Source organism: Variovorax sp. RCC_210 (assembly GCF_041355175.1).
Lineage (GTDB): Bacteria > Pseudomonadota > Gammaproteobacteria > Burkholderiales > Burkholderiaceae_C > Variovorax.
The window spans coordinates 218901-243351 of sequence record NZ_JBFUPJ010000008.1; the positions used below are offsets into that span (position 1 = coordinate 218901).

The following is a 24451-nucleotide window of genomic DNA, read 5'->3' on the forward strand; positions in this document are numbered from 1 at the left end:
TTTCACCCAGGGTTTCATGGCATTCAAGGATCTCCCTCTCGACGCCCGCCCGCGCGAAAAGCTCATTGCACGAGGCGCCTCCGCGCTGGCGGACGCCGAGCTGCTGGCCCTGCTGCTGCGCACCGGCGTGGCGGGCAAGAACGTGCTGCAGCTGGCGCAGCAGCTGCTCGAGCGCTTCGGCGGCCTGGCGGGCCTGCTGCAAACCGGCGCCGACGACCTGAAGACCGTCAAGGGCATGGGCGGCAGCACCAAGCGCTCCGAGCTGATGGCGGTGCTCGAGCTGGCCCGCCGCGCCATGGGCCAGACGCTGAAGGAGCGCGCGGTGTTCGATTCGCCCAACGCCGTCAAGCAATACCTGCAGCTGCACATCGGCTCGCGCCCCTACGAGGTGTTCGCGGTGCTGTTCCTCGACGTGCAGCACCGGCTGGTGGCGCTGGAGGAAATGTTCCGCGGCACGCTCACGCAGACCAGCGTGTACCCGCGCGAAGTGGTCACCCGCGCCATCCACCACCAGGCCTCGGCCGTGGTGCTGTCGCACAACCACCCGAGCGGCAGCATCGAGCCCTCGCGCGCCGACCATTCGCTCACGCAAACGCTGCGCGCCGCGCTGGCCCTGGTGGACGTGCGGGTGCTCGACCACGTCATCGTGAGCCCCGGACGCAGTTTCTCGATGGCCGAAGAAGGGCTGCTCTGATGGCTTCGCGTCCCCCCTCCCTGAAGAACCTGGCCGACCTGAAGCAGGTGCAGCGCGTGATCGCCGAAACCCGCGAGCGCGAGGCGGCTGAAGCGGCCGCCAAGGCCGCGGCCGAACGCAGGCGCGCCGCCGAAAAGGACCTGTTCACCCGCGCCATCGGTGCGACCGAGCCGCTGCGCCGCAAGGCCTCGGTGCCGCTCGCGCCCGAGCCGCCCGCCCCCATTCCGGTGCAACACCAGCTCGACGAGCAGCGCGTGCTGCGCGAGTCGCTCTCCGACGAGTTCGACGTGACCACGCTGCTGGACGTGGACGACGCCATGAGCTTTCGCCGCCCCGGCATCGGCACCGACGTGACGGCGCGGTTGCGCAAGGGCGAATGGTCGATCCAGGCGCAGGTCGACCTGCACGGCCTGCGCAGCGACGAGGCGCGCGAGGCGCTGGGTGGCTTCATTCGCACGGCCCACAAGCAGGGGCTGCGCTGCGTGCGCGTGGTGCACGGCAAGGGGCTGGGCTCGCCGGGCAAGCAGCCGGTGCTGAAGACCAAGACGCAGCGCTGGCTGATCCAGAAGAACGAGGTGATCGCCTTCGTGCAGGCGAAGCCGGCGGAAGGCGGGGCCGGGGCGCTGGTGGTGTTGCTGGCGCCGGTGCGGCGCTGAGGCGTTTTCCCCGCTTCTTCTCCTGCCCCCTCTCCCCTTGGGGAGAGGGTTGGGGTGAGGGAGCAGCACTTGCGTCCAGGCCGCGCCTTGTCGAAGGCACCTGCCCTCACCCTGGCCCTCTCCCCGAGGGGAGAGGGAAAAAGACAACCACTTACTTGCTCAAATCGAGCTTGTAGACCGAGCGCCCCTTCCCGCTCCCGTCATCCGCCATCAGCAGCGACACATTGCCCAACCCCGCATCGGTCGCGGCGCTCAGCTGCCCCTGTCCCGACGTGAACACCACGTTCCCCGCCGTCGTCACCTGCGTGAAGCGCCAGCTGCGGGCCGCGCCGTTGGCCGCGCGCGTGATGGTCTTGTGCGTCTTCACATAGTCGATCAGCACGTCGCGGTTGGCATCGGGCGACGCATAGATCGTCGCGCGGCCGTCCAGCGCCGGAATGAAGCTCGCGCCGCTGGTCGCGCGGTAGTTGTTCGTCGCGATGACGAACTCCTTCGCCGGGTCGATGGGCGCGCCCAGGTACGTCAGGTTCCTGATGCGGCTGCCCACCTCCTGCGTCACGTCGATCTCGTATTGCACGTCGGGCGTGGTGAACATGTCGAAGTTGTAGCCGGGGAAGGTGCTGATGAGCTGCTGGTCGGCCGTGGCTGTCGTGCTGATCTTGTTGAAGCGCTTGGCCGCGGCCTCCAGCCAGGCCTTGACTTCAGCGCCCGTCACCTTCACCGCGTACACGGTGTTCGGGTACAGGTAGAGGTCGGCCGCGTTGAAGATCGCCAGGTTGCCCACGGCCACGTCGGTGTAGTCGCGCCCGCCCTCGTAGCCCGACTTGAACGGCGCGCTCACCGACAGCACCGGCAAGCTCGCGTACTGCGGCAGGTTGGCCTGCAGGTAGGCCTTCACGTAGTCGGCCTGCGCCTGGTTCACGATCTGGATCGCGCCGGGGTCGCCCACGTCCGCGAAGTAGGTGTTCATGCGGAAGTCGGTGCTGCCGATGGGCGTCTTCACGTAGTTGATGGCGGCCTGGTGCTGCGTTTCGACCAGCGGCGCAACGGCCGGGTCGGCGTCCACGTAGATCGCCTTGCCCGCGCCGTCCTTGCCGGTCTGCGTGGAGCGCAGCTGGACGTCGGTCTTCGTCTTGTCCACGCTCCAGGCCTTGCCGTCGTACACCAGGTCGAGCCGGATGAGGCCCAGCGCCTTGCCCCACGAGCTGGCCATGACGGCGGGCACGCCGTTGACGGTGCCCGCCGCGTTGTCCACGCCGGCCTGCTTGTAGCCCGGGTTGGTGCCGCGGTCGGGGAACACGCCGTGCTGGTGGCCCATCATGAGCGCGTCGATGCCCGGCACCTTCGACAGGTACAGGCCGGGGCTTTCCATGGTCGGCGAGTACGGCGATGCGTCGAGGCCGCCGTGCTGCAGCGCGACCACGATATCGGCGCCCTGCGCGCGCAGCTCGGGAATGTATTTGGTGGCCGACTCGACCGCGCCTTCGGTGCGCACCTTGCCTTCGAGAAAGCGCTTGTCCCAGTTCAGGATGCCGGGCGTGGTGAAGCCGATGACGCCGACCTTCACCGGCACCGTCACGGCCTTGCCGTCGGGGCCGGTGGCCGTGAACTGCTTGGTGACGATGGTGTACGGCGCGAGCAGCGGCTTGCCGCTCTTCACGCTCTGCACGTTCGCCAGCACCATCGGAAAGGCGGGGCCGGCGCACTTCTTGGTGCCATCGACGCCGTCGACATCGAGCCCGCCGCCGAGCACCTGGTTGAGAAAGTCCAGCCCGTAGTTGAACTCGTGGTTGCCCAGCGTGCCGGCGTCGTAGCCGGTGGCGTTCATGGCCTTGTAGACCGACAGCGGCTGCGTGCACGGAATGCGGCTCACCAGCGCCTCGTAGTCGGCCAGCGCCGTGCCCTGGATGGTGTCGCCGTTGTCGAACAGCATGGTGTTCGCGAATTCCTTGCGCGCCGCGTTGATGAGCGTGGCGGTGCGCTCGTAGCCGTACGACTTGTCTTCGGCGAGCTTGAAGTAGTCGTAGCTGCGCACGTTGAAGTGCAGGTCGGTGGTTTCCAGCAAAGCCACCGTGGCGCGCGTGCCTGCCGCCACCGGCGCGGGCGCTGGCGCGGGCGGCGTGGTGGGCGGAGGGGCCGGTGGCAGCACCACGTTGCCGCCGTCGCTGCCGCCACCGCAGGCGGTGAGCACGGCGGCAAGCACGGCGGCACAGGTGGTCATGGGCACGAGGCGCGAGTGTGGTGAACGTGGCGAGGCCGGGGATGCCGGGCGCGCCGGGGAAAGGGCCGCAGTAGCTGCATTGTTCATCGAGAGATCTCCCTGCAAATTCGAGGAAGACCAGTCTCTGAAAGCGCAGTGACAGGTTGGTGAACCCTGCCTGACGCGCGCCCGCGTGCGGCGGCTTTACGACAGGTGATTCTTTAGTGGTATTGACACGTCCGCCACCGCCGCCGCGTCGGGGCTGCGGCCCGCTTCGAGCAGCTTGCGGCTCATCATGTGGTCGACCGGCGCGTTCACCGACTCCACGCACACGAGCTGCCCGTCGACATAGTGGAACAGCGAGAACGCCTCGGGCTTGGGCCCCGGGCGGCGCACGCTGGCGAGGCCCGGCGTGCCTTCGGCCGGCATCAGGCCCGCCATCTGCAGGCGCATGCTGCCCTGGTCGGACCAGAACCATGCCACCGCGTCGTGGTCGCGTGCCGCGCCGGTCAGCGTGGCCACGGCCGTGCGTGCCTGGTCGTTGGCGTTCTGCACCGATTCCAGCCGCAGCGCGCGGGCCGCGCGGCGGTCCGGAAAGCGCGTGCAGTCGCCCACCGCGAGCACGCCGGCCGCGCTGGTCTGCATCTGCGCGTCGACCACGATGCCGTCGGCGCACTCGATGCCGGCCGCCTGCGCCAGCGCGGTCTCGGGCACGGCGCCCACGCTCAGCAGCAGCAGGTCGACCGGCTGCTTCACGCCGTTGACCTGCACCGACAGCAGCCGGTCGCCCTCGACCTCGAACGCGCCGGTCTGCGCGCCGAGCACGATGTCGATGCCCGCCGCGCGGTGCGTGGCGAGCACGTGCGCCGACAGCTCGGGCGACACGGCACGGCCCAGCAGGCGCGGCGCGCTTTCGATGACCTGCACCGACTTGCCCAGCGCCTTGGCGGTGGCCGCCACTTCGAGCCCGATGAAGCCGCCGCCGAGCACGGTGACGCGCTCGGCCGCCGCGAGGCGCGCGCGCAGGCGGTGCGCTTCCTCGACGGCGCGCAGGCTCGCGACGTTCTCCAGGCCCGGCCTCAGCTCGGGCATCTGGCGGGCACGCGTGCCGGTGGCCAGCACCAGGCGCTCCCACGGCAGTACCGCGCCTGAGCGCAGCGTGACGGTGTGCGCGTCGCGGTCGATGGACACGGCCGCGTCGCCCAGGTGCAGCGTGATGCCTGCCTCGCGGTACCAGTCGGCGGCCTTGTGCGGCTGCGTCGGCTCGTCGGCGCTCTTGAGAAATGCCTTGGACAGCGGCGGGCGGTGGTAGGGCTCGCAGGCCTCTTCGCAGACCAGGTGCACGCGCGCGCCCTGCCCCGCTTCCGCAAGGCCGGCACAGAGCTGGGCCGCGGCGTGGCCGCCGCCGATGATGACGATGGAATTCATGATGAGAGAAGCGTCTTTCGAAATCGTTGTGAGGTCGTTCATTCGCCGCGGTTGCGCATCCAGTCGGCGGTCTTGAAGAAGGAGTCGCGCAGCCGTTCGCGCAGGTCTTCGGGCACGCCCGTCTCGCCCATGGCCTGGTCCATGCAGGCCAGCCACTGGTCGCGCTCCTTGATGCCGATGGAGTGGCCGCCGATGCTCTGCGGCAAATGGCGCGCGCGCAGCATCGGGTGGCCGAAGCGCTCGGTGTAGTGCTGCGGGCCGCCGAGCCAGCCGCACAGGAACCAGAACAGGCGCTGGCGCGCGTTGTCGAGGCTGGTGCCGTGCACGGCGCGCAGCTGCGCGTAGTCGGGCTCGAGGTCCATCAAATCGTAGAAGCGCTCCACCAGCGCCTCCACCCTGGGTTCGCCGCCGATCCACTCGAAGGGCGTGCCGGCGGGCGGCTTGTCTTGAATCTGCATGGGCGGGAGTATCTCTCCGGCGCTTCTTCAGACCTGGACGAGGCCCGGAATGGCCACGTCGGGGTTCACGTCCGCCGCGTAGTCCACGCCTTCCACCGCGAAGCCGAAGAGCCGCAGAAACTCGGTCTTGTAGCTCGCGAAATCGGTCAGCGCGTACAGGTTGTCGTTGGTCACCTGCGGCCAGAGTTCCTGCACGCGCACCTGCACCTGCGGCGCCAGTTCCTTGTAGTCCGCGCGCAGGCGGCCTTCGGCGTCCAGGTGCGGCGCGCCGCCGTAGAGGCTTTGCGCATACAGGCCGTGCACCTGCTCGATGCAGCCTTCGTGCGTGCCCTGCTCCTTCATCACCTTGAACAGCAGCGACAGGTACAGCGGCATCATCGGAATGGCCGAGCTGGCCTGCGTGACCACGGCCTTCAGCACCGACACCCGCGCATCGCCGCCGGTGGCGGCCAGCTGCTCGCGGATGCCCAGCACCTTCTGGTCGAGGTCTTTCTTGGCCGCGCCGATGGAGCCGTTCCAGTAGATGTCGTGCGTGATCTGCTCGCCCAGGTAGGTGAAGGCCGTGGTCTTCGCGCCCGGGGCCAGCACGCCGGCCTGCTGCAGCGCGTCGATCCACATCTGCCAGTCTTCGCCGCCCATGACGGCCACGGTGTTGTCGATTTCTTCCTGCGTGGCGGCGTCGAGCACCGTCTCCTTCACGGTCTCGTTGTCGGTGTCGAGGCCGCGCAGGTTCACCGACTTGCCGACGGGCTTGAGCACCGAGTTGAAGACCTGGCCGGTCTTCGGGTGCGTGCGCCGCGGCGCGGCCAGGCTGTAGACCACGAGGTCGACCTGGCCGAGGTCGGCGCGGATGGTGTCGATGGTCTGCTGCTTCACCGCGTCGGAGAAACCGTCGCCGTTGATGCTCTTCGCATAGCGGCCTTCGGCGGCCGCGGCGCGGTGGAACGCGGCGGTGTTGTACCAGCCGGGCGAGCCGGGCCGGGTCTCGCTGCCGGCGCGCTCGAAGAACACGCCCAGCGTGTCGGCGCCGCACCCGAAGGCCGAGGTGATGCGCGCGGCCAGGCCGTAGCCGGTCGACGCGCCGATCACCAGCACCTTCTTCGGACCACCGGCGATGGGCGGCTGCGCCTTCACGTAGGCGATCTGCTGCGCGACGTTGGCTTCGCAGCCGGTGGGATGGGTGGTGACGCAGATGAAGCCGCGCACGCGGGGTTTGATGATCATGGAAAGCTCGCTAGTCAATGTTCGGTGAGGCGCGTTCGGTGAGGCGCCGCGAGGCGCGGCACAGGGGCTGCAAGAGCGCAGCCGGCGTGCGTTGGGCGCCGCGAATTTAACCCAGCCCGCCGGCCGCGCCTTCAGCAGCCACACAGGCGAAATGCCGTGGCGCCACCCGCCTCGCGCTCATAGCCACGCACACATGTCGATATATGAATTGACCATTTAATGATCTGCGGTTTTATTGATATGGTCTCGCCCTGCCATCTCTCAAGGAGAAGAACATGCGCTTGAACCTGATTGCCGCGGCCCTGGCCGCTTCCACCCTGCTGCTCGGCACGCTCGCGCACGCCGACCAGCTGGCCGACATCAAGAAGAAGGGCGAACTGGTCGTCGGCGTGCTCGGCACCGACGAGCCCGCGACCTTCGTCGACCCGAAGACGCGCCAGATCGTCGGCTACGAAGTCGACCTGGTGACTGCCATCGCGAAGAAGATCGGCGTGAAGCCGGTGCTCAAGCAGATCGCGGTGGCCGCGCGCATTCCCGAGCTGCAGCAGGGCCATGTGGACCTGGTGGCCGCCGGCCTCACGCACAACAAGGAGCGCGAGGCGCAGATCGACTTCTCGCTCACCACCTTCGTGACCGGCCAGAAGGCCATCGTGAAGAAGGACAGCGGCATCGGCGAGGTGTCGCAGCTCGCGGGCAAGAAGGTGCTGACCATCCGCGGCGGCACGCAGGAGCCGAACATCCGCAAGGCGGTGCCCAACGTCGAGGTCGTGACCTTCGACACCAGCCAGCAGGCCTTCCAGGCGCTGCAGCAGGGCAAGGGCGTGGGCTACGTGGACGACGAGGCCGCGCTGCTGCGCAGCTACGCCAAGCTGGGCCCGCAGAAGGCGCAGTACGTGGTGCTCAAGCAGAACCTGAGCACCGAGGCGCTGGCCATCGGCATCAAGAAGGGCGAGAGCGGCCTCAAGGCGGTGGTGGACGACACGCTGCGCGAGCTCGAGAAGTCGGGCGAGGCGCAGAAGATCTTCGTGAAGTGGTACGGCCCGACGACGGCCTCGGGCTTCGAGACGCGCGACTTCAAGCTCGATAGCGACAAGATCGACTGAGCGGGCTCCCGCCTTGCTCCTTCCCCTCCCGGGGGAAGGCCGGGATGGGGGCAAGCGGCCCTCACATGAGCGCCGCACTCCAACAAGCGCCGCCGCCCCCTGCGGGCAGTGATACTGTCGCCCCCCATGCCCCTGTTCGACTATTCCTTGCTGCTCACCGGCAAGTACCACGACATGCTGGTCGCGGGCCTGCTGCTGTCGCTGCAGCTGCTCGTGGCCGCGCTGGTGCTGGCCCTGCCGCTGGCGCTGGTGGTGGCCATGCTGCGGCTGTCGCCCTTCGCGCCGCTGCGCTGGCTCGGCTTTGCGTACGTGGAGTCGATCCGCAACATTCCGCTGCTCGCGCACATGCTGTTCTGGTACTTCGGCGCGCCCGAGCTGCTGCCCGAGGGCATCAAGCAGTGGCTCTACGCGGGCCACATCGAGGCCTACAGCGCCATCATCGCGCTGGCGCTGTACACCGCCGCGTTCATGGCCGAAGACATCCGCAGCGGCATCCGCGCGATTCCCACGGTGCAGTTCGAGGCCGGGCGCGCGATGGGCTTCAGCTACCTCGCCACCATGCGCCGCGTGGTGCTGCCGCAGGCGCTGCGCGTGACGGTGCCGCCGCTCATCTCGCAGACGCTGAGCCTGTGGAAGAACACCTCCATCGCCACCGTCATCGGCGTGGCCGAGCTGATGTACCAGGCCGGGCAAGTGGAGAGCGCGACCTTTCGCAGCTTCGAATCCTTCGCGTTCGCGAGCGCGGCCTACCTGACGGTGTCGCTGGCCATCACGGGGCTGGCGACCTGGTACCACCACCGCTTCCCCGTGCGGACGGTCTGAGGGCGGCCACACGATGCTTCAGATCATCAACGACTACTGGGTCTACTTCCTCATCGGGCAGTACCCCAACGGCCCGCTCGGCGGGCTGGTGCTCACGCTGCTGCTGGCCTCCTGCGGGCTGGTGCTGGCGCTGCCGCTGGGCATTGCGCTGGGCCTGGCACGCACGAGCCCGTGGCGCTGGCTGCGCTGGCCGGTCACGGGCTTCGTGTTCGTGGTGCGCGGCCTGCCGCTCCTGATGGTGATCTTCTGGGCCTACTTCTTCCTGCCCAGCGTCACCGGCGTGAAGACCGACCAGTTCACCACCATGCTGATCGCGCTGGTCATCTTCGATGCGGCCTACCTCGCGGAAATCGTGCGCGCCGGCATCCAGGGACTGCCGCGCGGGCAGATGGAAACGGCCCGCGCGCTGGGCCTGGGCTATGGCCGCGCGATGCGCCTCGTGGTGCTGCCGCAGGCGCTGCGCAGCATGTTGCCCTCGCTGGTGAACCAGTTCGTCTCGACCATCAAGGAGACCTCGCTGGGCTACATCATCGGGCTGGCCGAGGTGTCGTTCATCGCCACGCAGATCAACACGCAGGTGTTCACCAAGCCGGCGCAGATCTACCTGATCCTGGGTGGCACGTATTTCATTCTGTGCTTCGGCCTGTCGCGCTTCGCCTACTGGCTCGAACGCCGGCTCGCGCGCCGCGGCATTTCCACCGCCACCGCCAAGGTGCCCGCATGATCGAACTCGACAAAGTCAACAAGTGGTACGGCAGCTACCACGCCCTGGTCGACGTGACCGAAACCATCCACAAGGGCGAGGTCGTCGTGGTGTGCGGGCCCTCGGGCTCGGGCAAGTCGACGCTCATCCGCACCTTCAACCGGCTGGAGCCCATCCAGTCGGGCCGCATCGTGGTCGACGGGCAGGACATCCACGCGCCGGGGCTGGACGTGAACGCCTTTCGCTCGCGCATCGGCTTCGTCTTCCAGCAGTTCAACCTGTTCCCGCACCTCACGGTGCTGCAGAACTGCACGATGGCGCCCATGCAGTTGCGCGGCCTGTCGCGCAAGGAGGCCGACGAGCGCGCGATGGCGCTGCTGCAGCGCGTGGGGCTGTCGCACAAGGCCGACGCGTGGCCCAGCGAGCTCTCCGGCGGCCAGCAGCAGCGCGTGGCGATCGCGCGCGCGCTCGCGATGGAGCCGCCGCTGATGCTGTTCGACGAGCCCACCAGCGCGCTCGACCCCGAGATGGTCGGCGAGGTGCTGCTGGTGATGCGCGACCTCACGCGCGACGGCATGACCATGGTGTGCGTCACCCACGAGATGGGCTTCGCGCGCGAGGTGGCCGACCGCGTGCTGTTCATGGACGAAGGCAAGGTGCTGGAGCGCGCCACGCCCGACGACTTCTTCAACCGCCCGCAGCATCCGCGGGCGCAGCAGTTCCTGTCCGACATCCGATCGCCGTTCTCGCAAGACCCACGAGACCCAAGAGACCCACGAGACGCATGACCGCTTCATCCCTCCCCCTCATCGACGTGGCGCCGCTCGTTGCGGGCACAACAGCCGGGCGCGACGCCGTCGCGGCGCAGATCGGCGCCGCCTGCCGCGCGCACGGCTTCTTCTACGTGACGGGCCACGGCGTCGATGCGGCGCTGGTGCAGCGGCTCGAAGCGCTGAGCCACCGCTTCTTCGCGCTGCCCGAAGACACCAAGATGCAGTGGCGCATGGCGCTGGGCGGCCGCGCGTGGCGCGGCTACTTTCCGCTCGGCGGCGAGCTGACCTCGGGCCGGCCCGACTGGAAGGAAGGCCTCTACCTGGGCACCGAGCTGCCCGCCACGCACCCGCTGGTGCTCGCGAAGACGCCGGTGCACGGGCCGAACCTGTTTCCCGATGCGCCCGGGCTGGCGGAGTTTCGCGAGACCATCCTCGCGTACATGGCGGCGGTGACGCAGCTGGGCCACCGGCTGATGGAGGGCATTGCGCTGAGCCTGGGGCTGGACGCGAACTACTTCGCCGAACGCTACACGGCCGACCCGCTCGTTCTTTTCCGCCTGTTCAACTACCCCTCGCAGCCCGTGCCCGAGGGGCTGGACGTGCAGTGGGGCGTGGGCGAGCACACCGACTACGGGCTGCTGACGGTGCTGCATCAAGACCATATCGGCGGGCTGGCGGTGCACACGCCCAGCGGCTGGATCGACGCGCCGCCCGTTGCCGGCTCTTTCGTCTGCAACATCGGCGACATGCTCGACCGCATGACCGGCGGGCTGTACAAGTCGACGCCTCACCGCGTGAAGCGCAACATCTCGGGCCACGACCGGCTGTCTTTTCCGCTGTTCTTCGACCCGAACTTCGAGGCGCGCGTGCAACGCATCGAGGGGCTGGAGGGCGCCGCGGCGCGCGACGACAGCGCCGAGCGCTGGGACCGCGCCAACGTGCACGCCTTCAGCGGCCGCTACGGCGACTACCTGCTGGCGAAGGTCTCGAAGGTGTTTCCACAGTTGCGCGACGAAGTGCTCTGAACGGCGGGCGTTGGCACCGGTTCTTCCAGGAAGGCGTCTTCCCAGCGTTCGACCTCGGCATCGGGATCGGAGATGGGAATGAGCTTGTCGCTGCGGCAATAGAAGGTCCAGCCCTCGAACAGCACGTCGTAGTAGGTGCCGGGCAGGTAGCGCTCGCTGGGTGCCTCGTAGGGCGCCGACACCACCTCGACGATCCGCCCCACCGCACGCTCCGTGAAAGGCGACGCCTGGCAGCTGTCGACCACATGGCAGAGCGTGCCGATCTTGATCACGGCAGCCTCGCGGTCTCCGCGGGAAACCACAGCGGCAGGTGCGGCACGGCGTGGTGCAGCGACTCGAGCACATGGAACGCCCGCTCGACAATGGCCGCGGGCGGGTGCTTGAGGTCGGGCACCACGACGACGCGCATGCCGGCGGCCAGCGCGGCCTTGGCGCCGTTCTCGCTGTCTTCGAAAGCGATGCAGTCCGCCGGGGCCACCTCCAGCCGCTGCGCGGCGAGCAGGTAGAGCGCCGGGTCGGGCTTGGCCCGTGCCACTTCGTCGCCGCCCGCGAAAGCCGAGAAATGGTGCAGCAGGTCGAGGCTGCCGAGGCAAGCCTGGATCTGCCCGCGGGTGGACGACGAGGCTACCGCGCACCGGATGCCCCGGGCGCGCAAGGCGTCCAGGAACTCGGCCGCGCCGGTCTTGATGGGAAACAGCGGCTCGCCGTCCGAGCGCTCCAGCTGCAGGCGCTGGCGAACCTGGTCGATGGCGTGCAGGTATGCCTCGTCGCCGCCCAGCAGCGCCGCCAGGACGGCCTGCGATTCGGAAGTGGAGAGCCCCACGACCTGCATGTACTGGCTGTGCGAAAGCTCGATGTCGAGCGTGCGGGCGGCGTCGATCCAGGCCGCCATGATGGGGCGCTCCGAGTCGATCAGCAGCCCGTCCATGTCGAAGATGGCGGCGGCGAACATGCGGGCATCCTAATGAAAAAGGGACCTAAAGAAAAAGGGGCCTGAAGGCCCCTTTTGGATTGAAACAGAACGACAGCGGCCGCTCAGTCGCGTGCCAGCGCCCGGTTCAAACCCAGCGCGGCCAGCGTGGCGACCGCGCCCGACAGCAGGTAGACGCTTACATAAGCCAGGCCGAAGTGGGCCGACAGGCCCAGGGCGACCAGCGGGGCGAAGGCCGCGCCGACCAGCCAGGCCACGTCGGCCGTCAGGGCGGCGCCGACGTAGCGGTACTTGGGCGCGAAATTGGAAGTCACGGCGCCGGACGCCTGGCCGTACGACAGGCCCAGGATCACGAAGCCCACCAGGATGAAGATGTCCTGCCCGACACGGCCGCCGTCGAGCAGCGTGGGGGCGAAGCCGCTGAAGGCGGCAATCACCGCGGCCAGGCCGCCCAGCGTGAAACGGCGTCCGATGCGGTCGGCCAGCAGGCCCGAGGCCACGATGCCGGCGGCGCCGAGCACCGCGCCGATCATCTGCACGACCAGGAATTCGGTGACCGACTGGTCGGAGTACAGCGTGATCCACGACAGCGGGAACACGGTGATCAGGTGGAACAGCGCGTAGCTGGCCAGCGCGGCGAAGGCGCCGATCAGGATGTTGCCGCCCTGCGAGCCGACCAGTTCGGTGACGCTGGTGGGCTCCAGTTCACGCTCTTCGAGCAGGCGCGAGTAGTCGTCGGTGGCCACCAGGCGCAGGCGGGCGAACAGCGCGACCACGTTGATGGCGAAGGCCACGTAGAAGCTGTAGCGCCAGCCCCAGTCCAGGAAGTCTTCGCTGGGCAGGCTGGAGTACAGGTAGGCGAACAGCGCGCTGGCAATGAAGAAGCCGATGGGCGCGCCCAGCTGACCCAGCATGGCGTACCAGCCGCGGCGGTTGGCCGGCGCGTTCAGCGCCAGCAGCGAAGGCAGGCCGTCCCACGAGCCGCCCAGCGCCAGGCCCTGGCCGAAGCGGAACAGCGACAGCAGCACGATGGCCGTGAAGCCGATGCTCGAATAGCCGGGCAAAAACGCGATGCCGGCCGTGGAGGTGCCCAGCACGAACAGCGCCAGCGTGAGCTTGGCCTCTCGCCCAAAACGTCGCTGGATGGCCATCGAGATGACAGTTCCGAACGGACGCGCGATGAAGGCGAAGGAGAAGATCAGGAACGAATACAGCACACCCTCGAGGTGCTGCTCGAACGGGAAGAACACGGCCGGGAACACCAGCACCGAGGCAATGCCGTAGACGAAGAAGTCGAAGTATTCGGAGGCACGGCCGATGATCACGCCGACAGCGATTTCACCCGGGGCGATGTGCGAGTGGTCGTCGATCTGCCGGGCGTCGCGTTCGGGCGAGCTCGGCAGCGGATGGGCGCCTTGCGGAGTGATGCTGGACGTCGTCATTGCTTGCTGTAATTCGAATGCCACGCCGGGACGCGACACAAAAAGATCATGGAGAGCCTATAGCGTCGCACTGAAACACGTTTACCGCCATAGGACAAAACGTCCAATAGGCAAAACCCGTCTCACGGCGTAGATTGTGGGGTCATTTTGCGCCGACCTCGCACCTCTTTTCCCCACGGCATGCACATCCTAAAGAACCTTCGCCGATCACTCCTGCTGCTTCCAGTCGTCCTCCTGGCCGGCTGCAACACGGTGTTGATGAACCCCTCCGGCGACATCGCCCATCAGCAGGGACGACTCATCGTCGTCTCCACCGTGCTGATGCTGATCATCATCATCCCGGTGGTCGCCCTGACCATCCTGTTCGCGTGGCGCTACCGCCAGTCGAACAAGGAGGCGGTCTACAGCCCCGACTGGGACCACTCCACGCAGCTCGAGCTGGCGATCTGGGCGGCGCCGCTGCTCATCATCATCGCGCTCGGCGCGATCACCTGGATCAGCACCCACACGCTGGACCCGTACCAGCCGCTGCGCCGCATCGACGCCCAGCGCGCCATTCCCGCGGACACCAAGCCGCTGGTGGTCGAAGTGGTGGCACTCGACTGGAAGTGGCTCTTCATCTACCCCGAGCAGGGCATTGCCACGGTGAACGAGCTGGCCGCCCCGGTGGACCGCCCGATCGAGTTCAAGATCACGGCCTCCTCGGTGATGAACTCCTTCTTCATCCCCGCGCTGGCCGGCCAGATCTACGCCATGCCGGGCATGCAGACCAAGCTGAACGCGGTGATCAACAAGCCGGGTGAGTTCGACGGCTTCTCCGCCAACTACAGCGGCGCGGGCTTCTCGGGCATGCGCTTCAAGTTCCATGGCCTGAGCCACGGCGACTTCGACCAGTGGGTCGAGAAGGTCAAGAGCAACAAGGAAGGCGGCCTCGACCGCGCCCTGTACCAGAAGCTGGAAGCGCCCAGCGAGCGCGAGCCCGTGCGCCACTACGCCACCGTGGCACCCGACCTGTACGAAGCCATCCTGAACCGCTGCGTCGACAGCAGCAAGATGTGCATGAAGCAGATGATGGCCATCGACGCCGACGGCGGACTGGGCAAGCCCGGCGCCTTCAACGTGGCCACCATGCAAGCCTGGCAGCCCGACAACATCAATTCGCCCAAGCGCAAGTACGTCACGGCGATGTGCACCACCGAAGAATAACGATGCTCGAACACCTCGACCTCACGAAGCTGGTCTTCGGTCGCCTCTCACTGGAGGCGATTCCCCTGCACGAGCCCATCCTGCTCGCGACATTTGCCGGCGTGGTGCTGGGCGGCATCGCCGTCCTGGCCGCGCTCACCTACTTCAAGCTGTGGGGCCCGCTGTGGCGTGACTGGATCACCAGCATCGACCACAAGAAGATCGGCATCATGTACATCATCCTGGGCCTGGTGATGCTGCTGCGCGGCTTTGCCGACGCCCTGATGATGCGCGCCCAGCAGGCGATGGCCTTCGGCGACAACGCCGGCTTCCTGCCGCCGCACCACTACGACCAGGTCTTCACCGCCCACGGCGTGATCATGATCTTCTTCGTGGCGATGCCGCTGGTCACGGGCCTCATGAACTTCGTGGTGCCGCTGCAGATCGGCGCGCGCGACGTGGCATTCCCGTTCCTGAACAACTTCAGCTTCTGGATGACCACTTTCGGCGCCGGCCTCGTGATGGCGTCGCTGTTCGTGGGCGAGTTCGCCAAGACCGGCTGGCTGGCCTACCCGCCGCTCTCGGGCATCATCTTCAGCCCCGACGTGGGGGTCGACTACTACATATGGTCGTTGCAGATAGCGGGGGTGGGCACGTTGCTCTCTGGCGTGAACCTGCTCGCAACCATCGTGAAGATGCGCGCACCCGGCATGACCATGATGAAGATGCCCGTCTTCACCTGGACCGCCCTGTGCACCAACGTGCTGATCGTTGCCGCCTTCCCGGTACTGACCGCCGTGCTGGCCCTGCTGTCGCTGGACCGCTATGTCGGCACCAACTTCTTCACGAACGACATGGGCGGCAACGCCATGATGTACGTGAACCTGATCTGGATCTGGGGCCACCCCGAGGTGTACATCCTGATCCTGCCGGCCTTCGGCATCTTCTCGGAAGTGGTTTCCACCTTCTCCGGCAAGCGCCTGTTCGGCTACGCCTCGATGGTGTACGCCACGGTGGTGATCACCATCCTGTCGTACCTCGTGTGGCTGCACCACTTCTTCACCATGGGCTCCGGCGCCAGCGTGAACTCGTTCTTCGGCATCACGACGATGATCATCTCGATCCCCACGGGCGCGAAGATCTTCAACTGGCTGTTCACCATGTACCGCGGCCGCATCCGGTTCGAGCTGCCCATGATGTGGACCATCGGCTTCATGATCACCTTCGTGTTCGGCGGCATGACCGGCGTGCTGCTGGCGGTTCCCCCGGCCGACTTCGTGCTGCACAACAGCCTGTTCCTGATCGCCCACTTCCACAACGTGATCATCGGCGGCGTGCTGTTCGGCATGCTGGCGGGCATCACCTACTGGTTCCCGAAGGCCTTCGGCTACAAGCTGGACCCGTTCTGGGGCAAGTGCTCGTTCTGGTTCTGGATCGTCGGCTTCTGGACCGCCTTCATGCCGCTGTACGTGCTCGGCCTGATGGGCGTCACGCGCCGCATGAGCCACTTCCAGGACATGTCGCTGCAGATCTGGTTCCAGGTCGCCGCCTTCGGTGCCGTGCTGATCGCGCTGGGCATCGCCTCGTTCATCATCCAGCTGGTGGTGAGCTACATCCGCCGCGACTCGCTGCGCGACACCACGGGCGACCCGTGGGACGGCCGCACGCTCGAATGGTCGACCTCGTCGCCCCCGCCGGCCTACAACTTCGCGTTCACCCCGCGCATTCATGACAACGACGCCTGGTCGGACATGAAGGCCCGCGGCTACCAGCGCCCGCTGGAAGGCTTCAGCCCGATCCACATGCCCAAGAACACGGCCGCCGGCTTCATCATCGCGGCGCTCAGCGCGGTGATGGGCTTCGCCCTGATCTGGCAGATGTGGCTGCTGGCCGGCATCGGCTTCGTCGCCATGCTCGTGGCCATCATCGTCCACACCTTCAACTACAAGCGCGACTACCACATCCCCACGGATGAAGTCGTTCGTACCGAAGACGCGCGCACGCGCCTCCTGGCCGCCCATGTCTAACAGCACCGCCCTCCCCTCCTCCGCCCACACGAACACCGTGGGCAACGCCTCGAGCGTGCCCACGTTCGAGCTGTTCAACGTTCGCAACGAAGACCACCATCCGGAGAACGGGACCCTGCTGGGGTTCTGGCTCTACCTGATGAGCGACTGCCTGATCTTCGCGTGCCTGTTCGCGGTGTACGGCGTGCTGGGCCGCAGCTACGCGGCCGGCCCCTCGGGCGCCGACCTGTTCGACCTGCCGCTGGTGGCCATCAACACCTCGCTGCTGCTGCTGTCGTCCATCACGTACGGCTTCGCGATGCTGCAGATGCAGCAGCGCCGCATGGGCGGCGTGCTGGTGTGGCTGGCCATCACCGGCCTGCTGGGCGCGGGCTTCATCGGCCTGGAGCTGTACGAGTTCGCGCACCTGATCCACGAAGGCGCCGGCCCGCAGCGCAGCGCGTTCCTGTCGTCGTTCTTCGCGCTGGTGGGCACCCACGGCCTGCACGTGACCTTCGGCATCGTCTGGCTCATCGTGCTGATGTTCCAGCTGCCCAAGCACGGCTTCACCGCCGCCAACCGCCGCCGCCTGATGTGCCTGTCGATGTTCTGGCACTTTCTGGACGTGGTCTGGATCGGCGTCTTCACCTTCGTGTACCTGATGGGATCGCTGCAATGAGCGCGCATATCGACAACGCCGGCCACGGCGCACATGGCGGCCATGGCCACGACGACCACGGCCATGACGACGGCCCCGTGAGCCACAGCACCTTCAAGGGCTACATGACCGGCTTCGTGCTGGCCGTGGTCCTGACCGCCATTCCGTTCTGGCTGGTGATGGCCAAGGTGTTCGACAAGCCGAACACCACCGCCCTCGTCATCCTCGCGTTCGCGGTGGTGCAGATCGTGGTGCACATGGTGTACTTCCTGCACATGGACGCCAAGTCCGAAGGCGGCTGGAACCTGCTGGCGCTCATCTTCACCATCGTGGTCGTGGTCATCACGCTGGCCGGCTCGCTGTGGGTCATGTATCACATGAACACCAACATGATGCCGTCCATGCACGACATGAAGAACATGCCCTGATGGCGGCACCGGCAGTCCGCCAGCGTTCCTCTTCCTCGCGCACGGCGCGGGTGGTGCTGGCGGTCCTTGCCGCCGTTGCCTTCGCCGGGTTCTTCGCACTGGGAACCTGGCAGGTCGAGCGCCGCGCCTGGAAGCTCGACCTCATCGCCCGCGTCGACCAGCGCGTGCACGCCCCGGCCACCGCGGCCCCCAGGCAAGCCGAATGGCCCACCATCAGTGCGGCCAACGACGAGTACCGGCACCTTCGCGTCACCGGCACCTTCCTTCACGACAAAGAAACGCTGGTGCAGGCCAGCACCCGGCTCGGCGCCGGCTTCTGGGTGCTGACCCCGCTGAAGGCCGCCGACGGCACCGTGGTGCTGGTCAACCGGGGCTTCGTGCCGCCAGAAGCGCGTGAACGCGCGGCGCGTACCGCTCCCGAGCCCCAGGGCGAGACCACCGTGGCCGGCCTGCTGCGCCTGAGCGAGCCCAAGGGCGGCTTCCTGCGCAAGAACGACCCGGCGGCCGACCGCTGGTTCTCGCGCGACGTGCAAGCGATTGCCGCGGCGCGCGGCCTGGGCAACGTGGCGCCCTACTTCATCGACGCCGAGGCGGCACAGGCAACGCAGCCAACTGCCACTGCCGACACCCCCGCCTGGCCTGCCGGCGGCCTCACGGTCATCGCCTTTCCCAACAGCCACGCCGTGTACGCCTTCACCTGGTACGGCCTGGCGCTGATGGTGCTGGGCGCGGCCTGGTTCGTCTGGCGCGACGAGAAGCGCCGAGCGCGACAGCCGGGCGCGCCCGGGTGAGCGCTTCGGGTGCGGCGAAAATGCAGCCCATGCCGACGCCCACCCCACCCAAGATGTTCGCCACGACCGAAGCGGTCGCGGGCGAGCTGCACGCGCCCCGCGTCGGGTTCGCCAACCTGGACAACGCCACCGGCCACCAGAACATGCTGCAGCTGATCCAGCTGCGCTGGTTCGCCGTGGTCGGGCAGGTGGTCACCATCCTGCTGGTGCACTACGGTTTCGCCATCCGGCTGCCGCTGGACCACATGCTGCAGGTGCTGACCTGCCTGGCGCTGTTCAACGTGGTCAGCCTGTGGCGCTCGCGCAGCCCGCGGCGCGTGACCAACGGCGAGCTGTTCCTGGCGCTCCTGATCGACGTGGCCACGCTCACCGCGCAGCTCTACCTGAGCGGCGGGGCGACCAACCCGTTCGTCTTCCTGTTCCTGCTGCAGGTGACGCTGGGCGCGGTGCTGCTCAAGCCCTGGTCGACCTGGACCATCGTGGTCATCACCAGCCTGTGCTTTGCGCTGCTGGCGCTGTTCTCGCGCCCGCTGGCGCTGCCGCTGGACCACCACCGCGGCCTGGCGAGCCCCTACGTGCAGGGCATGCTGGTGTGCTTCGCGCTGAACGCGGCGCTGCTGGTGATCTTCATCACCCGCATCAGCCGCAACCTGCGCGCGCGCGACGCGCGGCTGGCCGACCTGCGCCAGCGCGCCTCCGAAGAAGAACACATCGTGCGCATGGGCCTGCTGGCCTCGGGCGCCGCGCACGAGCTGGGCACGCCGCTGGCCACGCTGGCCGTGATCCTGGGCGACTGGCGCCGGCTGCCGCACTTCAACTCCGACCCCGAGCTGCTCACCGAGGTGGCCGAGATGGAGCTGCAGATCCAGCGCTGCAAGAGCATCGTGAGCGGCATCCTGCTGTCGGCCGGCGAGGCGCGCGGCGAGTCGTCCGAGGAAACCACCGTCAGCACCTTCCTGGACGACCTGGTGCAGGAGTGGCGCACCACCCGCCCCATCGAGGACTTCGAGTACGACAACCGCTTTGGCCGGGACCTGCCCATGGTTTCCGACTCGGCGCTCAAGCAGATGATCTGCAACGTCCTCGACAATGCGCTGGAGGCGTCGCCGCACTGGCTGCGCCTGGAAGCGGCGCACGACGCCGACACGCTGACGATCACGGTCACGGACGCGGGCCCCGGCTTCCTGCCGGCCATCCTGAAGGAGTTCGGCAAACCCTACCAGTCGAGCAAGGGCCGCCCCGGCGGCGGCCTGGGGCTGTTCCTGGTCGTCAACGTGGCGCGCACCGTGGGTGGGCGCGTGGCGGCGCTGAACCGGCCCGAGGGCGGTGCCATCGTGAAGATCACGCTGCCGCTGGCGGCGATCGTGCTCGAGGAAGAAGAAGTGGAGGACGAGGACGTCGCCTACATCGGCGACGACGCCCTCCCGCAGGACGGAACCATCGAATCGGAAGGCCATGACAGAAACCGAAGCTGAGCGCCAGTTGCTGATCGTCGAGGACGACGACGCCTTCGCGCGCGCGCTCGGCCGCTCTTTCGAGCGCCGCGGCTACGGCGTGAAACAGGCGAGCAACCTCGCGGAGGTGGAGGCGCTGCTGGCCGCCGGCTCGCCGGGCTATGCCGTGGTCGACCTGAAGCTCAACGGCGAGGCCTCGGGCCTGGCCTGCGTGCAGATGCTGCACCAGCACAACCCGAAGATGCTGATCGTGGTGCTCACCGGCTTCGCCAGCATCGCGACCGCGGTGGAGGCCATCAAGCTGGGCGCCTGCCACTACCTGGCCAAGCCGTCGAACACGGACGACATCGAGGCCGCCTTCGGCCGCGCGGCCGGCACCACCGAGGTGGAGCTGACCAACCGCTCGACCTCGATCAAGACGCTCGAATGGGAGCGCATTCACGAAACGCTGGCCGAGACCGGCTTCAACATCTCGGAGACCGCGCGCAGGCTCGGCATGCACCGGCGTACGCTGGCGCGCAAGCTGGGCAAGCAGCAGGTCAAGTAGAAGGTCGCTCAAGCAGCTCTTCAACAGGTCGATCAAACCGGGCGCGCGCGGTGCGCTTCTTGCAAGCCCGCACGCCACATCCACCCCATTCGCAGGAGGTACCGATGACAACCCGTTCGCACACGCAAAGCCCGCCCCGCGCCGCCGTCCTGGCGGCACGCGACCAGACGGCGATGGAAGAACTCTTCAACGCGCTCAGCCACGGCCTGGGCCTGGCGCTGGCCATTGCGGCCCTGCCCATCCTGGTCTACAGCGCGGCGCACCAGGGCCAGGCCGCGGGCGTGGTCGGCGCCTGCCTGTTCGCGGGCACAGCCATCGTGCTGTACCTGATTTCCACGCTGTACCACGCGCTGCCCATGGGCCGGGCCAAGGCCTGGTTCAACCGGCTGGACCATGCGGCCATCTACCTGTTCATCGCGGGCAGCTACATGCCCTTCCTGTTCGGCGTGCTGCGCGGGCCGCTGGGCTGGACCTTGTTCGGCGCCATCTGCGCGGCGGCGGTGCTGGGTGTGAGCGCCAAGCTGTTCAACCGGCTGCAGCACCCGCTGTGGTCGACCGGCCTGTACGTGGCCATGGGCTGGATGGCGCTGATGGCGGCCGTGCCGCTGTACGAGCGCATGTCGGCGGCGGGCCTGGGCTGGCTGGTGGCCGGCGGGCTGTTCTACACGGCGGGCGCCGTGGTGTTCCTGTTCGACAACAAGGTGCGCTTCGCGCATTCGGTGTGGCACCTGTTCGTGCTGGCCGGCAGCACCTGCCACTTCTTCGCGGTGCTCTGGCATTCGCACGGCTGATTCGTCGCCGCGGGTTCAGGGGCCAACACGCCGATGCCCTCAGACAAATTCTCCGTGCAGCTGCTCAATAATGAGGCGGCAACTCGTCGCGCGGATTGCCCCCCGCGCCGTCCTGCATCGCGTTCGCGCTCTGCTCGCGCAGTTGCGTGACATGCAGGATCAGCCGGTCGATCTGCTGCTGCTGGCGGTAGATCGTCATGTTCAGCTGGTCGAGCAGGTCTTCGGCGTAGCTCGACTTGATCTCGAGCTCGGTCACGCGTTCGGCAAGGGCGTCGGGTTGGTTTTCCATGGACGCTATTGGACAGGAAGACCGACGCGTCTTTTGTGACGCCGTTTTCCGACGGCCTGCGGTTAGCAATTAGCGGTTAGGGGCTAGCGGCGCACCCTGGCCTCCAGCAGGTCGCCCATGCCGATGCGCCTGGCGAACGCGATGCGCACGCGCTCCGACACCTCGAACACCTCCGCCGCGCCGTCGCCCACGAAGTCGATCAGCGAGCGCATCGGCCGCGTGCCTGCGGGCAAGCCCACGATGCGCACGATGTCGTCGGCCACCGCCTGCGGGTCGGCGTTGGCGGGCGTCAGGGCCGACAGGCGTTCGCCGATCTGGTCCATCACGCCGTCGTAGCGGGCATAGGCGGATGCGGTTGCCGCGTCGGCCGGCTTGCCCGCGCTGGGGAAGTGATCGGTGCCCTGGGTGAAGGCGCCGGGCACGACGATGGAGGTCTCGATGCCGAAGCGCGCGATCTCGTAGGCCAGCGTCACCGCCAGCGAATCCATCGCCGCCTTGGCCGCGCCATAGGGCCCCATGAACGGCGGAAAGCCGCCCTTGGTGGTGGTGCTGCTGATCCACAGCATCAGCCCCGACTCCTGCCTGCGCAGGTACGGCAGCACCGCGCGGTTCACGCGCTGGGCGCCGAGCACGTTGGTGTCGAACACCTTCATGATGTCCTCGGGCGTGAAGGCCTCGGTGGGGCCGACCACGAGGTGGCCGGCGTTCTGCATCACCACGTCGAGGTGACCCTGCTCTCGCACGATGGTCGCGGCGGCGGCATCGGCTGATGGCTGCGAGAGCACGTCGAGCTCCAGCGGGTGCAGCTGAATGTTTTGCGTCGCGGCCAGCGCGCGCAATTCGGCGGCGCGGCCGGCGTTGCGGCCGGCGATGTCGCGCATCGACGCATAGACGACGTGGCCGGCCTGCGCCAGCGAAAGGGCCGTGAGCCTGCCGATGCCGGTGCCCGCGCCGGTGACCAGGACGATCTGTTTCTGCATGGTGTTTTCTCCGAAGCGTTCGCTCTTGAACCTGGCGGCTCAGGCCACGCCGCCGTTGGCGCGCAGGACCTGGCCGTTGACCCAGCCCGCGTCCGGGCCGGCCAGGAACGAAACCACCGAGGCGATGTCCCCGGGCTGGCCCAGGCGCTGCAGCGGCGGCATCTTGGCGAAGGCCTGCACCTGCTCGTCGGTCTTGCCGTCGAGGAACAGCGAGGTGGCGACCGGGCCTGGCGCCACGGCGTTCACGGTGATGTCGCGCCCGCGCAGTTCCTTGGCGAACACATGCGTGAAGGCCTCGACCGCGGCCTTGGTGGCGTTGTAGATCGCATAGCCCGGCATGTTCAGCGCGAGCGTGGTGCTCGAGAAGTTGACGACGCGCCCGCCGTCGTTGAGCCGCGTGGCGGCTTCGCGCAGGGTGTTGAAGGTGCCGCGCACGTTGATGTCGAAGGTCTGGTCGTACAGCGCGTCGGTGTGCTCGGCCAGCGGCACGGCCTTGAGCACGCCGGCGTTGTTGACCAGCACATCGACCTTGCCGAGCTGGGCCTCGACGGCATCGAACATGGCGCGCACCTGTTCGGCGCTGGCCACGTCGGCCTTCACGGCAATGGCCTTGGCGCCCGCGGCCTGCAGTTCGGCGACCAGGGCGTCGGCCTGTGCCGAGCTCGATGCGTAGTTGACGGCGACGGCAAAGCCGTCCTGGGCGAGCCGCTGCGCGATGGCGGCGCCGATGCCGCGCGACGCGCCGGTGACGACGGCGACGCGGGAGTTGGCGATGTGGGCGGGGGTGTTCATGGTGCGTTCCTTGGCAGGGAGTGGTGGGATGAACGAATGATCGATCGTTCCACCCGAAAGATAATCACGCCCGTATCGCCATTACTATTCCATTTACTTCAACAATGAATGCGAGCGCAGCCCGATGGACCGTTTCCAGGAAATGCAGGCCTTCGTGCGCATCGCCGAGCGCCAGAGCTTCACGCAGGCCTCCGAAGACCTGCAGATTCCGCGTGCCACCGTCACCAACCTGATCAAGCGGGTGGAGCAGCGCATCGGCACCCGGCTGCTGGAGCGCACCACCCGCACCGTGCGCCTCACGCAGGACGGCGAGGCCTACTACCGGCGCTGCGTGCGGCTGCTGGCCGACGTCGAGGAGGCCGAAGGCCTGTTCCGCGACGAGGCACCCAAGGGCCTGCTGCGCGTGAACCTGCAGGGCACGCTGGCGCGGCACTTCGTGGTGCCCGCGCTGCCGGCCTTCCTGGCGCGCCACCCCGGGCTGGAACTGCACATCGGCGAGGACGACCGGCTGGTGGATCTGGTGCGCGAGGGCGTCGACTGCGTGCTGCGCGCGGGCACGCTGCAAGACTCGTCGATGGTCGCGCGCCGCGTGGCGCTGCTGCCGCAGGTGACGGTGGCGAGCCCCGGCTACCTGGCGGCGCACGGCGAGCCCGAGGGCCTGGAGGCGCTGGCTTCGCACCGCGCCGTCGACTACATCTCCAGCGGCACGGGCAAGGCGGTGCCGCTGGAGTTCACCGTCGACGGCAAGGTGACGACCGTGCACCTGCCGGCCGCCGTGTCGGTGACCGGTGCGGACCTGTACACGGGCTGCGCCGTCGCGGGCCTGGGGCTGGTGCAGGTGCCGCGCTACCGCGTGGCGAGCGAAGTGGCGGACGGCCGGCTGAAGGTGCTGCTGCCCGGCTTCGCACCGCCGCCGATGCCGGTGTCGGTGCTGTATGCGCAGAACCGGCAGCTGTCGTCGCGCGTGCGGGTGTTCACGCAGTGGCTGCGGGATGTGTTCGAGACCGCTGAAACCTGAGGTCGGGCGCGCCCGGAGCGCCGGCGCGAGGTGACCATTGTTTGCAGTGCCTG

26 protein-coding genes are annotated in these 24451 nt (G+C 67.8%); 16 read left to right on the top strand and 10 right to left on the bottom strand.

The window, feature by feature from the left end; genetic code table 11:
* The first annotated feature begins 16 nt into the window (after positions 1-16).
* Together radC and AB6807_RS22550 are read left to right on the top strand one after the other, a co-directional pair.
* Positions 17-694: a DNA repair protein RadC gene (gene radC, locus AB6807_RS22545; protein ID WP_116910927.1), complete on the top strand. Its 678-nt coding sequence runs from the start codon at positions 17-19 to the stop codon at positions 692-694.
* Positions 694-1350, top strand: a complete 657-nt coding sequence (locus AB6807_RS22550) for a Smr/MutS family protein (protein ID WP_371086296.1) — start codon at positions 694-696, stop codon at positions 1348-1350. Before radC ends, AB6807_RS22550 begins: the two co-directional genes overlap by 1 nt.
* Before the next feature lie 151 nt (positions 1351-1501).
* Here the strand turns inward: AB6807_RS22550 and AB6807_RS22555 are convergent, their stop codons facing one another.
* The 4 genes from AB6807_RS22555 to fabV form a co-directional block, all read right to left on the bottom strand.
* On the bottom strand, positions 1502-3571 hold the full coding sequence (locus AB6807_RS22555) for a bifunctional 2',3'-cyclic-nucleotide 2'-phosphodiesterase/3'-nucleotidase (protein ID WP_371086297.1): 2070 nt from the start codon (positions 3569-3571) through the stop codon (positions 1502-1504).
* A 183-nt stretch (positions 3572-3754) separates the two neighbouring features.
* A complete protein-coding gene (locus AB6807_RS22560; RefSeq protein WP_371086298.1) occupies positions 3755-4978 on the bottom strand; it encodes an NAD(P)/FAD-dependent oxidoreductase in 1224 nt (407 codons plus the stop codon).
* A 38-nt stretch (positions 4979-5016) separates the two neighbouring features.
* Positions 5017-5436, bottom strand: coding sequence for a group II truncated hemoglobin (locus tag AB6807_RS22565; RefSeq protein WP_371086299.1), 420 nt, complete (start codon positions 5434-5436; stop codon positions 5017-5019).
* A 27-nt stretch (positions 5437-5463) separates the two neighbouring features.
* Positions 5464-6660 carry an enoyl-ACP reductase FabV gene (fabV, locus tag AB6807_RS22570; RefSeq protein ID WP_371086300.1) on the bottom strand — a complete coding sequence of 399 codons (1197 nt, stop codon included), beginning with the start codon at positions 6658-6660 and terminating at the stop codon, positions 5464-5466.
* Between the two features lie 275 nt (positions 6661-6935).
* Here fabV and AB6807_RS22575 point away from each other — a divergent pair, with 275 nt between their 5' ends.
* The 5 genes from AB6807_RS22575 (at position 6936) to AB6807_RS22595 (ending at position 11086) form a co-directional block, all read left to right on the top strand.
* Positions 6936-7763, top strand: coding sequence for an ABC transporter substrate-binding protein (locus AB6807_RS22575; protein WP_371086301.1), 828 nt, complete (start codon positions 6936-6938; stop codon positions 7761-7763).
* Positions 7764-7889: 126 nt separating this feature from the next.
* The gene (locus AB6807_RS22580) at positions 7890-8585 is read left to right on the top strand and encodes an amino acid ABC transporter permease (protein ID WP_116910921.1); all 696 of its coding nucleotides are present in this window, start codon (positions 7890-7892) and stop codon (positions 8583-8585) included.
* A gap of 13 nt (positions 8586-8598) precedes the next feature.
* Positions 8599-9309: an amino acid ABC transporter permease gene (locus AB6807_RS22585; RefSeq protein WP_371086302.1), complete on the top strand. Its 711-nt coding sequence runs from the start codon at positions 8599-8601 to the stop codon at positions 9307-9309.
* Positions 9306-10076 carry an amino acid ABC transporter ATP-binding protein gene (locus AB6807_RS22590; RefSeq protein WP_371086303.1) on the top strand — a complete coding sequence of 257 codons (771 nt, stop codon included), beginning with the start codon at positions 9306-9308 and terminating at the stop codon, positions 10074-10076. Before AB6807_RS22585 ends, AB6807_RS22590 begins: the two co-directional genes overlap by 4 nt.
* Positions 10073-11086 carry an isopenicillin N synthase family dioxygenase gene (locus AB6807_RS22595; RefSeq protein ID WP_371086304.1) on the top strand — a complete coding sequence of 338 codons (1014 nt, stop codon included), beginning with the start codon at positions 10073-10075 and terminating at the stop codon, positions 11084-11086. Before AB6807_RS22590 ends, AB6807_RS22595 begins: the two co-directional genes overlap by 4 nt.
* On the opposite strand, the gene AB6807_RS22600 is transcribed toward AB6807_RS22595, so the two are convergent.
* The 3 genes from AB6807_RS22600 to AB6807_RS22610 all read right to left on the bottom strand — a co-directional run bounded on the left by AB6807_RS22600 (position 11029) and on the right by AB6807_RS22610 (position 13459).
* Complete coding sequence (locus tag AB6807_RS22600) at positions 11029-11358, bottom strand: hypothetical protein (RefSeq protein WP_371086305.1); 330 nt, start codon at positions 11356-11358, stop codon at positions 11029-11031. The two genes, AB6807_RS22595 and AB6807_RS22600, sit on opposite strands and share 58 nt — an antisense overlap.
* Positions 11355-12038, bottom strand: a complete 684-nt coding sequence (locus AB6807_RS22605) for an HAD family hydrolase (RefSeq protein WP_371086306.1) — start codon at positions 12036-12038, stop codon at positions 11355-11357. The genes AB6807_RS22600 and AB6807_RS22605 overlap by 4 nt, the downstream gene beginning before the upstream one ends.
* An 83-nt stretch (positions 12039-12121) precedes the next feature.
* Entirely contained in the window at positions 12122-13459 is a 1338-nt protein-coding gene (locus AB6807_RS22610; RefSeq protein WP_116910915.1) for an MFS transporter, read from the bottom strand.
* Positions 13460-13639: 180 nt separating this feature from the next.
* Here AB6807_RS22610 and cyoA point away from each other — a divergent pair, with 180 nt between their 5' ends.
* The 8 genes from cyoA (at position 13640) to AB6807_RS22650 (ending at position 21319) form a co-directional block, all read left to right on the top strand.
* Complete coding sequence (cyoA, locus tag AB6807_RS22615) at positions 13640-14665, top strand: ubiquinol oxidase subunit II (RefSeq protein WP_116910914.1); 1026 nt, start codon at positions 13640-13642, stop codon at positions 14663-14665.
* Between the two features lie 2 nt (positions 14666-14667).
* Positions 14668-16671 (top strand): cytochrome o ubiquinol oxidase subunit I, encoded by a 2004-nt coding sequence (gene cyoB, locus AB6807_RS22620; protein ID WP_116910913.1) that lies wholly within the window; start codon positions 14668-14670, stop codon positions 16669-16671.
* Positions 16664-17329 (top strand): cytochrome o ubiquinol oxidase subunit III, encoded by a 666-nt coding sequence (gene cyoC / locus AB6807_RS22625; RefSeq protein ID WP_371086307.1) that lies wholly within the window; start codon positions 16664-16666, stop codon positions 17327-17329. The genes cyoB and cyoC overlap by 8 nt, the downstream gene beginning before the upstream one ends.
* Positions 17326-17736: a cytochrome o ubiquinol oxidase subunit IV gene (gene cyoD, locus AB6807_RS22630; RefSeq protein ID WP_371086308.1), complete on the top strand. Its 411-nt coding sequence runs from the start codon at positions 17326-17328 to the stop codon at positions 17734-17736. The genes cyoC and cyoD overlap by 4 nt, the downstream gene beginning before the upstream one ends.
* Entirely contained in the window at positions 17736-18527 is a 792-nt protein-coding gene (locus tag AB6807_RS22635; protein ID WP_371086309.1) for an SURF1 family protein, read from the top strand. The genes cyoD and AB6807_RS22635 overlap by 1 nt, the downstream gene beginning before the upstream one ends.
* 53 nt (positions 18528-18580) lie before the next feature.
* Complete coding sequence (locus AB6807_RS22640; protein ID WP_371086386.1) at positions 18581-20002, top strand: ATP-binding protein; 1422 nt, start codon at positions 18581-18583, stop codon at positions 20000-20002.
* Complete coding sequence (locus tag AB6807_RS22645; RefSeq protein ID WP_116910911.1) at positions 19983-20528, top strand: response regulator transcription factor; 546 nt, start codon at positions 19983-19985, stop codon at positions 20526-20528. The genes AB6807_RS22640 and AB6807_RS22645 overlap by 20 nt, the downstream gene beginning before the upstream one ends.
* A 104-nt stretch (positions 20529-20632) precedes the next feature.
* Entirely contained in the window at positions 20633-21319 is a 687-nt protein-coding gene (locus AB6807_RS22650; protein WP_116910910.1) for a hemolysin III family protein, read from the top strand.
* A gap of 64 nt (positions 21320-21383) precedes the next feature.
* Here the strand turns inward: AB6807_RS22650 and AB6807_RS22655 are convergent, their stop codons facing one another.
* From AB6807_RS22655 to AB6807_RS22665, 3 genes are all read right to left on the bottom strand, one after another.
* Positions 21384-21608, bottom strand: a complete 225-nt coding sequence (locus AB6807_RS22655) for a SlyX family protein (RefSeq protein WP_371086310.1) — start codon at positions 21606-21608, stop codon at positions 21384-21386.
* An 83-nt stretch (positions 21609-21691) separates the two neighbouring features.
* Positions 21692-22588, bottom strand: a complete 897-nt coding sequence (locus AB6807_RS22660; protein ID WP_371086311.1) for an SDR family NAD(P)-dependent oxidoreductase — start codon at positions 22586-22588, stop codon at positions 21692-21694.
* Positions 22589-22627: 39 nt separating this feature from the next.
* Positions 22628-23380, bottom strand: coding sequence for an SDR family oxidoreductase (locus AB6807_RS22665; protein ID WP_371086312.1), 753 nt, complete (start codon positions 23378-23380; stop codon positions 22628-22630).
* Between the two features lie 124 nt (positions 23381-23504).
* Between AB6807_RS22665 and AB6807_RS22670 the strand changes: the two genes are divergently transcribed.
* Positions 23505-24398, top strand: coding sequence for a LysR substrate-binding domain-containing protein (locus AB6807_RS22670; RefSeq protein ID WP_371086313.1), 894 nt, complete (start codon positions 23505-23507; stop codon positions 24396-24398).
* Positions 24399-24451: the final 53 nt, after the last annotated feature.